This window comes from Faecalicatena contorta (genome assembly GCF_001404335.1).
Taxonomy (GTDB): domain Bacteria; phylum Bacillota; class Clostridia; order Lachnospirales; family Lachnospiraceae; genus Faecalicatena; species Faecalicatena contortus_B.
Window position 1 is genome coordinate 1 of the sequence record NZ_CYZU01000027.1, and the last position, 15,274, is coordinate 15,274.

Genomic DNA, 15,274 nt, shown 5'->3' on the forward strand with positions numbered 1-15,274 from the left:
AAGACTCGCTAACGGTGGCTCGCTACACCTTGCCGTATGGGATTTCCACCCACTAAACCAACCGCCCTTTTCTGGACGCGCCTAGCCTTTCACGGCGCCGGCTGTCATCCCCCCTATAATCTTGTCAGTCAGCATTGCATAGATCACAATGGTAGGAAGTATGGAAATCACCATCGCAGCAAACGCATAGGCATAATTGGCCTCAAAGGTTGTTAAAAAGGATCGGATCGCCACCTGGATCGTTCTGGAAGAGTCGCTCTGGTTCAAAAGATTTGCAAAGAGCAGTTCATTCCATGAATTGATGACGATAAATACACATGCCGTAACAATGCCGGGTTTCGAAACCGGCAGTATAATCCTCCGAAAGGCCTGTCCCGCAGTTGCGCCGTCTATCTTTGCCGATTCCAGAAGCTCTCCGGGAATCGTCTCCATATACCCCCGTATAACCATCAGGCTCATTGGCAGGTTCACGCCCGCATACACCAGCGCTATGCCAAGAATGTTATCATAAAGTCCGATTTTATTGATCATGACATAATACGGAACCAGAAATGCATTGGTTGGAATAAACAGGCACATGGAAAAAAGTACGGTCAGGATTTTTCTGCTGCTGAATCTGTACAGCATGGCGTAGGATGCCAAAGTGGCTGACAGGATCGAAATAACCGTTGCCAGGGCTGCCACTCCCACCGTATTGAAAAAGTATAATACCATCGGATGGCTTTCCATCACTGCCCTGAAGTTCTCCAGCGAAAGATGTTGCGGCACCGCAAACGGTTCGTTGAACAGATCCGCGTTGGGCCGGAAGGAAGAAACCAGCAGCCATAAAAACGGTACCAGCATAAAGACAAGCACCACAGCAAGAAATATGTACATCACTGTGCGCCCCGGTGTTCTCCTGCTATTCATGACGGCTCCTCCTTTCTCTTTGAAGCACATTAACCAGCAGCATAATCCCAAAACCAAGCAGTACGGTAATCAGTCCTGCTACCATAGATATCCCATACCTGTTGGATCCGACCATCTCCCTGTAAATATATAAAGAAAGATTCGTTGTACTGTTAGCCGGCCCGCCGCCCGTCATCAGAAACGGATACTCGAATGTCCTGAGGCAAAATGCCAGGTTCAGCATAATATTCGTAATGACTGCCGGTTTCATCATTGGCAGATATACATGAATATCAATCTGAAATCCTGTGGCGCCGTCCACCATGGCAGCCTCTTTCAGTTCCTTCGGCACGGTAGACAACTGGGTCAGGAATATAATCATTGTCAGCCCTACATAGAAAATAAACGGAACCTGATTACAGATCAGTGCGGTTCCCGGATCATTCAGCCATGCATGTGCCAGCTTTCCCAGCCCAAGGCTTTTCAGCACACTGTTTAAGAGTCCCACATCAACATGATAGATAAAATACCACAGAAAGGCAACTGCCGTCGTTGAAATTACATTGGGAATAAAATACATCACCCGCAGAAATTTCCATCCCCTGGGCTGCTTATTTAAAAGCAGCGCCAGAAGCAGCCCGAAGGGAATGTGTAAAAAAAGGGCTGACAGAAGCCAGATAACAGTATTTTTAAACGCCATCCTGAAAACCGGATCTGAGAATACATATCGGAAGTTATCTATTCCTACAAATGTCTTTGGCCCAAGGCCGTTCCACTCGAAAAAGCTTACATATCCCAGATAACAAAGCGGCCCCAAAAAGAAAGCAACTATCAGAATCACTGCAGGCGCCATATATAATACGGTCTGCCGTCTTTTCATCGTTCGTCCGCCCCTTTCTTTTTCTATTGATTTTCTTTGGACAGCTGCTCTATGAATTCATCCGGAGTTACACTGTCCAGTGCAAGGCTTTCCAGAAGAGACGGAAGTTTTGTATTTGCCGTAGTCGTCAGGTTTCTCTGGATATTAACTGTACTTCCCTCTACCACAGAATTCAGGGCAAGATATTCTCCAAGAAGCCCTTCTGTATTCTTTACATCCGGGTCTTCCATATTCAGCTTCGGTGAAAGGAAAACTGCACCTTCCAGTGTCAGCTGTTTCACGCTTTCTTCAGAGGTGATATATTTCATAAATGCAACGATGGCCTCTTCTTTTTCCGGATCATCTGTCTTAGCTGCTGCCCACGGTGTCTGTGCGTCCGTCACGAGATAATTCTCAGCCACTTTTCCATCGCCAAATGTAGGCGCCTTCGCAATTCCGATTTTATCCTGTATTTCTGAAAGGGAGCCGATCAGCCACGGTCCATCAATAGCAATGGCTGTCTTGCCGGAAGCAAAATTATTCATGGCTACGGAGTAATTGGCCCCGATTGCATCCCCTGTCGTATAATCCCAGAATTTTCTTAGCATTTCCGCCGCCTGTTTCATTTCCGGAGTGTCAATGCTTCCGCCCTCATTCAGCGTCTCTGTTCCTGCATAACTTGCCGCAAGATAAGTGAATAAATTACATGTATACCAGGCATCGTCCGCCGTATACAGGGAAAATGGAGTGATTCCCTTCTCTTTTAATGCTGCGCATGCATCCAGAAGTCCGTCCCACGTGTCAGGGAATTCTTCGATTCCTGCCTGCGCAAAAAGTTCTTTGTTGTAATAAAAAACTGCTCCCGCCTTTTCAAATGGAATGGATGAGATTTCCCCGTTCACGGTCAGTGTCTCAAGATCCCCTTCACCGAATCTTTCCGCCCACTCATCATCCATATACTTTGAAAAATCCATCAGCTTGCCGGATTCCTGCCTGGACAGATCGTTCGGGTTAAAATTATAATGGAAGATATCCGGCGTTGTATCTGTGGAGATCATGGTCTTTACTTTTTCCTGATATGCCGGAAAATCCGGATTTACGGTCACTTCCACCTCGATCTTTCCCTTATTCTCTTCGTTGAACTCCTGAATCAGCTTATCCAGTGCTGCGCCCCTTTCAGAGTCAGTACTCCAGCTGTGGTACATATTCAGGACAACAGCTCCTGAATCAGACTTTTCTGTTTTCTTCTGCTCTTCCTGTTTGGATGAACCGCACCCTGCCAGCATGGTAACTGTCATAGCTGCCGCCAGCATCAAACTCAATACTTTTTTCTTCATCATTTTTCCTCCTTTTATTCTGCCTGAGGCAGTTCTCTTATATATCTATCCACGCCGTCTATTCCGGCGGAATAAATCCATCCGAGTGTTCCCCAGATATCTCCTTTTTGTATCATTCCCTCATCCATTCCCTGGGGGCATATGCCGAATCCTTCCGGCTGCATCCCGATATCTGCGAATCCCATCCGGTCTCCCGGCCAGGACATGATTTGATGTGCGGCCGTGCTGATCCAGTCGGCCATCCGGATCATAAATTCATCCCCTGTCTCCCGGCCCGTCAGATACAGCTCCCGGATATGGAACAGGGAGTAGATATCGACCACGCCTCCGCACCAGATGGAATTGATGGCTCCCATTCCCTTTGTCCGGAACTTTTTTTCAGCAAGAACTGTTCCCGCTTTCACCGGTGCATTCCAGATATAATTCCATGTCACGAACTGTTTCCCGGCCGTCACCGCACCATCCAGAAACCGTTTCTCACCGGTTTGTTCATATAAGCGCCAGCATCCGGCCATCGCATATTGTGCCGCCTCTTTATCCACCACATTGGGATTATCCAGCGTGCCTCCCTGAAAGAGTTCTTCCCTGCATCCCCTGGAAAGGACATATTCACCGGCCCTCACTGCGGCGCGCAGATAGACGGATCGTTTCGAACCGGCCGGCTCTGTATTCGCAGCATCTGTACTGAACTCCCCTTCGGACAGATATTCTGCCAGATTACAAAGAAACACGATCGGAATGGCTGACGCGGCTTTTCGGCCCCGTTCTCTTTCCTGCTCTGTCATCCACGGTTCCTCCAGCATAAAAACAGGAGTACCGTCCGGTTCGTACGCCCGGTACCAGGAACCGTCCTCATTCTGCAGAGAGACCAGCAGGTCTGCGTAGCGCATGACAGCCTCCAGCCATTGTTGCTTAACACGCCCCTGTTCCCGATACCATTTGCAGTATTCCAGTACATCATTTACCGGTTCCGTCATTGTTCTGAGATAGTTCCCTTTTGCTCCCCGGTAATCCATATAATGAAGCTTTGGAGCATCCAGATCCCCAAAGGAAAAGAAAGGCTCCTCCCGTTCCAGGTCATAAAGTGAATACACCCATCCGTTCTCCTTCATGCAGTGCTTCAGGAAAAAGTCCACTACTTTCTCCCCCTTTTCGATCCATTCACCGCCTTTATCTCTGGCCAGGATCAGCGCCGTATGATTCTGCCGGCCGGTAAAACCGTATTCCAGAATGTGTACATACGTGCTGTGGGGTATTGTATTGAAAGAGGTTCCAAAACCGGACGGTTCGGAACCGTACCCCTTGCGCGGATCAAAATGAAAGAAAAATCCCGCCCCGTCATCTCCAAATTCCCGGTAGCTCCGCATGAGGCTTGTCTCACGGCAGATAATTTCTTCCTCCAAAGTAAACGGAAGGCTGACTGTACGGTGTCCTTCAGTTTCAAAGTGCTCTGCCAGCCCCTTAAAAACGTGATACAAACCGTCAGTAAATGTTCTGTCACAGGTTTGCTGGAGTTCATAATGCAGCTCCATCTCCCAGGCATTCCCGGTTATAGGGTAAAAGGCCTGAACAGGGGTCCCCTTGGCATCCAGCGCCACACTCTTTTCCATCTCCTCATATGGCCAGCGGGCACACAGGATATTTTCCCTGCCTTCCTGACATTCATATCCAAGAGATCCCACCTCCGTCTCGTGCAGATAGCGGGAGTCTCCTGTCTTTCGTTCTTCCTTTCCCGTATCCGCAGGCGGCCTGGTCCTGGCCACAGATACTGCTGTCCTGGCACTTTCATCATATGCCATAATGACCGGTGCCGTCAGCCGTTCCTCCATATAGGTATGTTTCCCCGCCTGTCCCGAAGAATACCGGCAGGAAGGAATGCCGTATCGTAACTGTTTTCCCTCCCCGAGCAGAATCTCCATACCGAATGCAATCCCGTTTTTTTCAATTCCTGTATCTGCTTTTCCATTTGAACGAACACGGCGGATGACCTCAACCTTATCATCCTTTTGTAAAATAGCATCTTCAACCGTAATCTCGCTGCCTGAAATCTGAAACATATGAACCGTTCTCATCTCCCGCTTGTCCAAAACAGTCTCCGCATAAACCTTCGGGCCATCCTCGCCCAGAAACGTTTCATACCAGTTGATGAATTTCAGACTGTGCATGCTTCATGCCCCCTTTCTTTGCTTTTCATCTGATACGGATCTTATTTTCGCCGTCTCCTATTACGTCTTAAAATTAATAACCGCTCTGATGAGTATAAAATCTTAATAAGATATTTCTATTTTATATTCACTAGTTAATCAAAAAAATCAACATATCCGCACAAAACATGATATTTTTCTTTCATTTTCTTATCATTTTTCCAAAAACCCAAAAAACTTTATACAAATTGCACAAAAATAAGTTTTTGCCTGCGAAACTCGCGCCTGCGGCGGCCGCATAGCGGCACCTGCCTCTTACGCCACAGTGCACATCCCGCCGGGAGAGCATTTTTATCTGATAGGCAAACTTCCCTATAAAATAAAAAGAGCCTATCCATAGTAATCGGCACACTGCCCCAAACTACGAATAGGCTCTGCTTACATTTCATGAAATACACGTAACAGTTCAAGCAGGCCTAAACTGTTACAAATACACTCCTGCACACATCATTTACATTTTATACGCCCCGCCTACGAATATGAATCCAGAATTCCCCTTAATTCATATGCCACAATCTCTTCCACTTCTCCTGCGATCCTCATCGCTCTGCTTTGCGCAATTCCTGCCGCCGTCCCTGTCCCGACAAGCTCTTTTACTCCTGGATTCTTTCCATTCCCGCTTACACAGGTTGCATGTTCTCCGACAATAGAATTACTGTAAGTTAAGTCATACGCCGGAGAAAGTATCCATCTGCTGTTCTCTTCATCATATAAAAATGAGAAGTTCTTTGCGTGGTCGTCCCGGTTATGTGCATAGACATTAAAGCACATTCTTCGATACATCTCTTCCAGCTGGCGATTATCTTTTGTCAAAATATATGTTAATTTCATCAAATCCCTGTAATCCAGATTGGGGATTCTATGGGAAGTTTCCAGCAACCCGCTTACCGTAATCATGTGCACTTTGCCCCTGCTTCCCCTGTCAAAGCGCTTTACTGCAAAATACCCCTTATACCGTACTCTGATGGAAATAATCTCACTTCCGGTACATCTATTCCGCATTTTCCGGCACACTTCATATAACAATATTCCTCTTCCCCTATTGTCCTGCGGTCATATAAAGAAGGGAACTTCACGATCCATGAAGCACCGTCCACGGAAACTAATGCCTTTGGCCTTGCTCCGCCTGATGATCCGCCTAATTTAAATAATGTATCCAGTTCATTACTCTCTTCTTCTTTCAAAATCTTTTCACATTCCTGAGACATCCTGTCAAAATTTAATTGCTGCGCAGCATCCAGCTGCATTAATTCCGGATAGTACTCCAATGCCCCCATACCGGCACTCCCAACAATACCAAGCCGCTCTACAGGGCGGACAACCGCAGGAGATATCCCTTCAGACAGTAAGACCTTACAGTCCGCCTGGCGTCCCCCTAATCCTATTCTGTGGTTACAGACATTTTTTACACGGACTATACCCGTCCTTTTTCAGTTCCTCTATCTCTTTGTCCGTCTCTTTTTTATTTTTTTCCGCCATCTTTTTTACGCTGCTGCAGGAAGGCCGATGGATTTTCTTTGTACTGGTATTTAAAATATATCCATCCACACTCCTGGGCCCTGCCGCCTTTTTCTCTGCTTTCTGTACAGCGCCCGAACCACCGCTGTCCTGATCGCCGGCGGTTCCCTTTGGTTCACCGGCCTTCCAGCTATCATCCGGGGACATGTTCCAGGTGATTTTCCTGCCGTCGGAAACAGCCACAATGGTACCCTGCTCGTCTGTACGGAATACCTGGACGCCTTCCCGGCGCAGCAGATTCAGAACCTCTGCGTGGGGATGCCCGTAGGAATTGTCTTCCCCGCAGCTGATCACGGCATATTTGGGATCTACTTTCTCCAGAAATTCTTCGGATGTTCCCGTTTTACTCCCATGATGGCTCACCTTATACACATCGGCGCTGATATCCTGCTTACTTTTCAACATCTCATTCTCGGAATCCTCCTCTGCATCACCCACAAACAAGAATGCATTCTTTCCGTACTCAAGCCGTACTGCAATCGAATAATCGTTGGCGTTGTCAAATTTTTTATCAGCCGGCGCGGTTACGGTAAATACCGCGTCTCCTAACTGATAAGTATCCCCTGCTGCCGGATGCGCCGCCCGATAGCTTTTAGCTTTTAAAGTGTCTTCTACTTCGTCATAGGTTTTCGTATTCTTCTGGTAATCCGGGAGCAGAACCTTTCCGCAGTCAAATTTGTATATGATAACGTCAAGCCCCCCGATATGATCGGCATCCGGATGTGTACCGATCACATAATCCAGTTTCTTGATGCCCTGTTTCTGCAGATAGTTCTGAACCGCCGTACCCTTACCGTTGTTTCCTGCATCGATCAGCATGGCATGGCCGTCCGTCATAATCAGTGTGGCGTCCCCCTGCCCCACATCCATAAAATGCACTTCCAGCCTGTTATTCCCACCTGCTGCCTTTACCGTGTCGGCCTGCTGCGCACCTGATGCAAATCCAAAAAGCATCAGAAAGGCCGGCAGTATAAGTGCCAGAATTCTCTTTTTCCAGTTTCTTCTGTCCATTGATCCATCCCCTTATTATAATTCTGTCTTTTCCGGTATCCCTCTTCATAAGCCCTGCGTATACGCAAAGGAGACTCTGCCATATCAGACAGAATCTCCTGCTCTGCATATCTGATTCTTCTTAAAAATACAGGCCTTGCTTACGGTTCCGTAAACTTCACTGCAGTACCGTAGGCCATAACTTCTGCAGCCCCGGCCATAACTGCGGAGGAAGCATAGCGGATATTAATAATGGCATCGGCTCCCAGATTCTCCGCCTCTTCCGTCATGCGCTTTGTAGCCAGCGCCCGCGCGTCATTCATCATCTCATTGTAGGCCTTCAGCTCGCCGCCGACCAGGGTTTTAAAGCCCTGTGTTATATCTTTTCCCACATTCTTTGACTGGATCGTACTTCCCTTTACAAGACCCAGCATTTCAAAATTCTTTCCTGTAATATAATCAGTATTTACTAAGATCATCTTCTTCTCCACTCCTTATCTCTTTAATCCGCTGGATACATACTCCCAGCGCCACTCCTGCCAGTGCAAGAGGTATGACTGCGCCAAAAATGCATACTGCTAGAGGGGGCCTCAGCATAAATACCACCGCCGCAAACCCGATAAAATACAGCAGCAGCAAAATCGTTATAATGACTGGCGCTATCATCTTCTTTCCATGTTTTTTCATCACTTTCTGCCTTCCCAGGTTTTATAAATTGCTTCCATTGCGTCCACAACTCCATCCACTCCCAGCAGACTGGCATTGAACAGGATCTCATGTGACTCACTGCTGCCCCATTCGCGTCCGGTATGCGCTTCATAATAAAGCCTGCGCTCCTTATCCACTTTCTTGATCTTATCCCATGCCTGTCTTTCAGTCAGCTTATAGATATTCATGACCCGGCGTATTCTGTCATCCTTAAAGGCATGAATAAAAATATTGATACAATTCGTATAATCTCCCAGCACATAATCTGCACACCTGCCCACAAAAATACAGGAGCTCTGAGCCGCCAGCTTCTTAATGATCTCCGTCTGCGTCTCATACATCCGGTCGCTTAAAGGCACACCATAAGCTTCCTGGCTCATAAATGCCGTATAATCTCCTGTCCCGACTACATATGCGGATAAAAACCTCCCCAGTATAGTTTCATCAACACGGGATGCCTCCTCATCGCTTACCTTCAGCTCTTTAGCCGCCATCCGGATCAGGTTGTGGTCATAAAGCGGAATATCCAGCCGTTCTGCAAGGCGGTTCCCAATTTCGTGCCCGCCGCTCCCAAACTGTCTGCCAATGGTAATAATCGTGTGGTCTGTCATATTATCAACTCCTTATCTCTGACATTATAACACCGCCTCATTGTTAATTATATTATACCCCATCGTGCACGCACAGTTCAATCATTATCATCTATTTCCAGAAATAATCGTAATCCTGTTAAAAATGGCCACACCTCAGCCTACAACTGCACTGGAATCTTCACTCAAATTTCATTCAAAAGTACTTTTCCTTCTCCTTTTTCAAATTTCACATTAACCGTTCGATCTGGTAGTTTATTGGAAAGAAGTACAATAGTTTCAACTATACTCCCTTGCAAATATATCCTGGGGCAAAGGCCTGCTGTAATAATATCCCTGTATCCGGTCCGCTCCTATTACCCCGAGCAGCTCCGCCTGTGTTTTCTCCTCAACCCCCTCCACAACAACTTGATTGCCGATGCTGTGGAAAAGTTCGGTTAAAGTCCTGACCATCATCTCAGCATCCGGATTCCCAGGAAATTCTTTGAGCAGGCTCTTATCCAGTTTTACACACTCAAACGGGAACTCCAGCACGCTGGAAAGGTTAGAATAGCCGGTACCGAAATCATCCAGATAGAACCCAATGCCTGCTCTGTTCATATCCCGCATGACATGCTTCATATACCCCATATCCTGAAGAAGCACCCTCTCTGTCACCTCTATTTTCAGTTGATCCGGACTCAGGCTGTGACGTTTAAGACATTCCTGAATCCGCTCAGATATCCCAATGTCGGCAAACTGCTGCATTGACAGATTGACAGATATGCTTTCTATCCGTTTAGAATTGCTCTGTTCCAGAAACGAGCACACCTCCTCCAGAACGATCCAGCTCAGCTCATCAATCAACCCAGATTCCTCCGCGATTGGAATAAACCTGGATGGCGGCAGCGGGTTACCCTCATAGTCATCCAGCCTCAAAAGCGCCTCCGCGGACCGGACTCCCGCCCCAAGATGATACACCGGCTGGTACCATACCTTAAAGCGCTTCTGTTCCACCGACTGCTGCATGATCTCCAGAATCCGCTTTTCTTCTTCATATTCTTTCAGCAGCGCATCTGTAAAATGAATACAGGCTCCCGGCTTCTCTTTTGCTTTGCGAATACCGTATTCCAGATACTCCATCATCTGCGAAGGTGTACACGGCTCTCCCCGATATTCCAGATACAGAAACACGGTGCGCACGTGAGCGTGTATATCTCCAACGGTCCACGTCTGCCCACACCGTTTTTTTACTGTTTTGAAATTAGATGCGGCCTCTTCTGCCGACTTCAGAGGAATAATCATAGCAAAATCCACATTCCCAAACCGGAATACTTCTCCTCCCGGTATCAGGCGGCCAAGTCCGGTCGCAATTGTATAAAGAATCTCATCCCCTTTTTGATGCCCGTAATTCTGATTTACAAAATCATACTGCCGCAGAGACAGAAGAATCAGCTGGAACTCCTGTTTCCCGGCCAGCCTCAGCGTAAGGTTCTCATAAAAACTCTCCCGGTTGCCCACCATAGTCAGATAATCCCTTCTGACTGCTCTGTTCTGAAATCCGATAAACAGAACCAGATTGGCTACCGCCATGGCGGTCTCATTCAATATAATCTCAGGAAAGAGCGCCTGGAACATGCATAAGAGAACCGTAACCGGCGGGATCGTACAGATCACCTTTACCATCGACTTGCTGACGCTGGGACGGTTCTTTATGTAACAAAAATATATCATGCCAATTTCCACTGCCAGCACTGCGTAGCCCAGCCCGTTCAGCCTTCCCCTGTGATAGATGCCAGCACTGTCAATATAAAAAAGGATGCCGGACTTTATATTCCACAACACAGCAGCCGCATACAGTATATTTACAACAAAGAGCCCCGTAAATGCACGTCTCAGGCAGTGTTTTTCATAGACATGCTCCATCATCATCATAAATACAAACGCCGCCACCATCGAGCATGCAGCCACAACCGCCAGAAAGTAAGCGCTGTTCAAAAGTATATTCAGCCACCCCGGCACTTGTTCCGGATATTGAAGCAGCACCACACTGGACACATTCAGGCCAATGCAGAGCATGGACATCCAAAGGCAGTTCCGGTACAGCTTGTCCCTGGCATTTACGGCCAGACGCCTCTCATAAAAATACAGTATTAGAATTACGATAACTATAAAAGCCCAAAATTCCCCCGCCAGTGACCATTGAGTCATAAGTACACCTCTTATCTTTTTAGGAGTGCTCTTTAGGCACGCTCTTTAGTAACCATGAAATAAGATAATTATATCATGATTTTTTTCCACATTAAACCATTTTATTTTCTTTCACTATGCGCATTTTTCCATATATGTAACAGGTAATGCAGGCAAGAACAGTTACATATATTACTGCTCAGACCGACTACCTCCATGTGCGGCGTACGCCGGGGATTTCCCTTATAATGGCTATTTATACACTCATAATGAACTATTATAAGATTTTGCAGTATCTTGTCTTGTATTGCCGAAATCAAAGTGCTAGAATATATACACATCGGTAACTTTATCGCTTTAGTGGGGGAAAATAATATGTCATTTTTTAATTCTTTAAGTGAGCGGCAGAGGCAGCGTCTGTTTGGTATGGGCTACGCAACTGCGGGCTCTGTCATGTTTGCATTTGGACTGAATGTATTTATCATACCGCTATCTTTATATAATGGCGGCTTCATGGGAATCTCCCAGCTGATCCGTACCTTAGTGATTAAAGTACTGCCCTTTTCTCTCGGGCAGACAGATATTGCAGGTATCATTTACTTTCTGATCAACCTGCCCCTGATCTATTTGGCATGGAGTAAAATGGGCAGGATTTTTTTTGCACGTTCCATTATAACCATTATTATCCAGACCGCAGCGCTCACCTTTATCCCGATTCCATCCAGCCCGGTCATTGACGATTATCTGACCGCCTGTGTCATTGGCGGTATTATCGCGGGAACCGGATCCGGCATGATTCTCCGGGGAGGCAGTTCCGGAGGCGGACAGGACATTCTGGGCATCTACTTTTCAAAAAAATTCCCTGGATTCAGCGTCGGCAAGGTCTCCATCATCATCAACTGTTTCGTCTACGGAATATGCCTTTTGATGTTTAACATCGAGATCGTGATTTATTCTTTGATTTACGGCGTTGTATATTCCATCGCCTGCGACAGAGTACATATCCAGAATATTAATATGAGTGTCATGATATTTACCAAAAAGCTGGGCATCTCCCAGGCTATCATCGAACAGATGGGGAGGGGAGTCACCAACTGGGACGGAGCCGGAGCCTATACAAATCAGGCCTCCTACATCCTGTTCGTTGTGATTTCAAAATATGAGGTCAGCCAGTTAAAAAGAATTGTGCGGGGAATTGATCCCAATGCATTTATGATATTTACCGAAGGCTGCTCGGTATCCGGTAACTTTGAGAAGAGGCTTTACCCCTGACTTTATAAAGCTGCATTACCTGATGGCTGAACTCCTAGACCAGAGCACATCATGATGACTTTAAACTTTATACTTCACTTACAGGATTGATTTTTCATAGTAAAACCCCGGTCAGTAATTTAACATTGACCGGGGTTTTACTATTTTTATGCTACAGGCAATTTTCAGGCGGCATTGGTTTCAGCTTTCCTGCACACACTGCCGGAATCCGCATTTCCGTTTCCGGCAGACAGCCGCCGCATAGTCAAAAAGTATGCCGCTGCCAGTGGGATACATGCCCCCGCCCATGCCAGCGGGTTGGCCCAGCATGCCCCGGCAAAGCCGACAGCCGCAGTCAGATATACCGCAGCAAATGTCCTCATAATCAGTTCCATCACACCCGCCACAGTCGGCATAACGCCTTTCCCCAGCCCCTGCAGGGTAAATCTGAAGATAAACAGCAGTGCCAGTACAAAGTACATAGCCCCGTTAATCTGAAGGTAAGTCTGAGCCATAGACTGTACCGTCTCTTCCCCGGCCCCGACAAAGAAGCCTGCCATCTGATAACCCGCAAATATGTTCAGAAGCCCACAGCAATACTGAATCCTACCGATATCAGGCTGCACTGCAGAACGCCTTTCTTAATTCTGTCTATCCGCCCTGCCCCATAATTTTGAGCCGCATAGGTAGCCATTGTGGTGCCAAAAGAATTCATAGGCTGACCGGCGATCTGGTCAATTCTCTGTGCCGCAGAAAATGCTGCCACAGCGGCGGAACCAAGCCCGTTAAGTACGAACTGGAGCACCACAGCACCGATGGCGATAATCGACATCTGGAACCCCATCGGCATAGAGATCCGAAAGTGCTGTTTCAGATCCCATGCGGATACCTTCCAGTCATCCTTCGTTAAATGCAGAATCGGCAGCTTCTTTTTGATGTACCACAGGCAGAGGAGTGCCGATACCATCTGTGAGATAATTGTGGCCCAGGCCGCGCCGGCAACCCCCATCCCTCCCCCAAGTATGAACGCAAAGTCCAGAATAATATTCAATACACATGCAATAACCAGGAACAAAAGCGGCGTCCGGCTGTCCCCCAGCGCCCGGATAATATTCGACAGAAAATTAAATAGCATACAAGCTATTATTCCCCAGAATATTATAACAATATAGTCATACGCACCGTCAATTATTTCGGGCGGCGTATTCAGCAGTTCCAGAATCTTCCTGGTCATAGGAACGGAAACCGCTGTCAGCACGACCGTAACCATAAGGCTGATCCAGGCTCCTGAGGCCACGCTTCTTCTGACCCCTTTCTCATCCTTTGCGCCAAAGCGCTGTGCCGTAATAATTGCCAGTCCTGCGCTCACTCCCATTGCAAAACCGAGGATCAAAAAATTGATGCTCCCCGTGCAGCCCACCGCCGCCAGGGCATTGACCCCCAGGGTCCTTCCCACAATCAAAGTATCTACCATGCTATATAATTGCTGAAAGATATTTCCGATCAGCAAAGGTATCGTAAACATTACAATCAATTTTGCCGGGCTGCCTTCTGTCATTTTTTTCGTCATATCCATACCTCCTGTCTTTTTCTAAACATACTCTATTATAAGCATTAATTGAAAAAGCAGAATGTAGTTTCTTGTTCAATGAATGTAGTATTTTGCACGAATACCGATGCGTATATAGCACGGAGGGCAGAATAATTTTTATATAAAAAATAGAACAAGGGTGCTGCAAACTCATCATTTTGATGATTTTGCAGCACCCTCTTAAAAATGTAGAAAACCACATGTGTTTTCCTGCCGCCTCTTTATGTATAGTTAATCAGAACTCTCTTACCTCATAGCAAATATCTCCATCGCCTCCTTACAATTCCTTTTCATAGCTTCTGTCCCATACTGCACAATATCATGGTACATAATCGGCGTATCCTTATCGCTCTCGATCAAAGAATAGCAGTATTTATAATGCCGCCCGCCTTTTTCAACCGGAATACACCCCGTTTGGAACTGGCTTGCTATCTTCTCACCTCCCGCCATCGCCATATATGTATAGTAATTAACCTTGCGCACCCCGCTCTCAATGGCCATGCGGAATTCTTCCGGGCTGACACCGGAGCCTCCGTGCATGACGACTGGAATGTCTACTTTCCTGCGCACATTTTTTACTACATTAAAGTCTAACTTGGGTTTTGTAATATACACCCCATGTGTCGTCCCGAAGGAACAGGCCAGGGCATCTATCCCCGTCTCCTCCACAAAGAGCTTTGCCTGCTCCGGATCTGTATAAATCTTCTCCGGATCCGGCCCGTTTCCAGTTGTTCCTGCTCCGGTTTCCCGTTTTCCCATGCAGCCGATCTCCGCCTCCACAGAGGCCCCTGTCTGTGCCGCAAATGAAACAACCATCTTTGTATTAGCCATATTCACTTCAAAAGGCTGAACCGAACCATCGTACATCACAGAGGTAAAACCGATGTTCAAAGCTTTACATACATATTCTAATGTCTCTCCATGGTCCAAATGCACGCACACCGGTACTTTTGCCCTCCCCGCAAGCTCCAGCATGATCGGCCCGATAATCTCAATCGGCATAATTTCCTCATGCACTTCTGCATGCTGGATCACCACGGGCACGTCCAATTCCTCTGCTGCGCCAATCACTGCCATAACCGACTCGAGATTCGGCGTGTTAAAAGAACCTGCCGCGCATTTTTTTGCTTCACATAGATTCAATATCTGCTTCAGCGATACTAACATTT

Annotated in this window: 13 protein-coding genes and 1 pseudogene; 1 reads left to right on the forward strand and 13 read right to left on the reverse strand. The window is 47.0% G+C overall.

Annotation, left to right across the window (positions count from 1 at the left end; genetic code table 11):
• Window positions 1–81 precede the first annotated feature (81 nt).
• The 10 genes and pseudogenes from ARB69_RS14085 to ARB69_RS14135 all read right to left on the reverse strand — a co-directional run bounded on the left by ARB69_RS14085 (window position 82) and on the right by ARB69_RS14135 (window position 11,284).
• Window positions 82–909 (reverse strand): carbohydrate ABC transporter permease, encoded by an 828-nt coding sequence (locus tag ARB69_RS14085; RefSeq protein ID WP_055153791.1) that lies wholly within the window; start codon window positions 907–909, stop codon window positions 82–84.
• On the reverse strand, window positions 902–1,768 hold the full coding sequence (locus ARB69_RS14090) for a carbohydrate ABC transporter permease (protein ID WP_055153793.1): 867 nt from the start codon (window positions 1,766–1,768) through the stop codon (window positions 902–904). Before ARB69_RS14090 ends, ARB69_RS14085 begins: the two co-directional genes overlap by 8 nt.
• A 23-nt stretch (window positions 1,769–1,791) precedes the next feature.
• Window positions 1,792–3,087: an ABC transporter substrate-binding protein gene (locus ARB69_RS14095; RefSeq protein WP_197278221.1), complete on the reverse strand. Its 1,296-nt coding sequence runs from the start codon at window positions 3,085–3,087 to the stop codon at window positions 1,792–1,794.
• A gap of 11 nt (window positions 3,088–3,098) precedes the next feature.
• The gene (locus ARB69_RS14100; protein ID WP_055153795.1) at window positions 3,099–5,249 is read right to left on the reverse strand and encodes a hypothetical protein; all 2,151 of its coding nucleotides are present in this window, start codon (window positions 5,247–5,249) and stop codon (window positions 3,099–3,101) included.
• Between the two features lie 510 nt (window positions 5,250–5,759).
• Window positions 5,760–6,565 (reverse strand): annotated as a pseudogene (locus ARB69_RS14105) (type II toxin-antitoxin system HipA family toxin).
• Between the two features lie 115 nt (window positions 6,566–6,680).
• Entirely contained in the window at window positions 6,681–7,817 is a 1,137-nt protein-coding gene (locus tag ARB69_RS14115; protein ID WP_055153801.1) for a ComEC/Rec2 family competence protein, read from the reverse strand.
• A gap of 140 nt (window positions 7,818–7,957) precedes the next feature.
• Window positions 7,958–8,275: a YbjQ family protein gene (locus ARB69_RS14120; RefSeq protein WP_050641416.1), complete on the reverse strand. Its 318-nt coding sequence runs from the start codon at window positions 8,273–8,275 to the stop codon at window positions 7,958–7,960.
• Window positions 8,256–8,483: a hypothetical protein gene (locus ARB69_RS14125; protein WP_153920964.1), complete on the reverse strand. Its 228-nt coding sequence runs from the start codon at window positions 8,481–8,483 to the stop codon at window positions 8,256–8,258. Before ARB69_RS14125 ends, ARB69_RS14120 begins: the two co-directional genes overlap by 20 nt.
• Window positions 8,483–9,115 (reverse strand): AAA family ATPase, encoded by a 633-nt coding sequence (locus ARB69_RS14130; protein ID WP_055153803.1) that lies wholly within the window; start codon window positions 9,113–9,115, stop codon window positions 8,483–8,485. The genes ARB69_RS14125 and ARB69_RS14130 overlap by 1 nt, the downstream gene beginning before the upstream one ends.
• Window positions 9,116–9,373: 258 nt before the next feature.
• Window positions 9,374–11,284 (reverse strand): GGDEF domain-containing phosphodiesterase, encoded by a 1,911-nt coding sequence (locus tag ARB69_RS14135; protein ID WP_055153805.1) that lies wholly within the window; start codon window positions 11,282–11,284, stop codon window positions 9,374–9,376.
• A 354-nt stretch (window positions 11,285–11,638) separates the two neighbouring features.
• On the opposite strand from ARB69_RS14135, the gene ARB69_RS14140 reads away from it, so the two are divergent.
• Complete coding sequence (locus tag ARB69_RS14140) at window positions 11,639–12,535, forward strand: YitT family protein (RefSeq protein WP_050641420.1); 897 nt, start codon at window positions 11,639–11,641, stop codon at window positions 12,533–12,535.
• A gap of 164 nt (window positions 12,536–12,699) precedes the next feature.
• Here ARB69_RS14140 and ARB69_RS28110 read toward each other — a convergent pair whose 3' ends face one another.
• The 3 genes from ARB69_RS28110 to ARB69_RS14150 form a co-directional block, all read right to left on the reverse strand.
• Window positions 12,700–13,074, reverse strand: coding sequence for a hypothetical protein (locus ARB69_RS28110; protein WP_070102438.1), 375 nt, complete (start codon window positions 13,072–13,074; stop codon window positions 12,700–12,702).
• A gap of 20 nt (window positions 13,075–13,094) precedes the next feature.
• Complete coding sequence (locus tag ARB69_RS14145) at window positions 13,095–14,084, reverse strand: MATE family efflux transporter (RefSeq protein WP_070102440.1); 990 nt, start codon at window positions 14,082–14,084, stop codon at window positions 13,095–13,097.
• A gap of 267 nt (window positions 14,085–14,351) precedes the next feature.
• Window positions 14,352–15,272, reverse strand: coding sequence for a class II fructose-bisphosphate aldolase (locus ARB69_RS14150; protein ID WP_050641422.1), 921 nt, complete (start codon window positions 15,270–15,272; stop codon window positions 14,352–14,354).
• Window positions 15,273–15,274 lie beyond the last annotated feature (2 nt).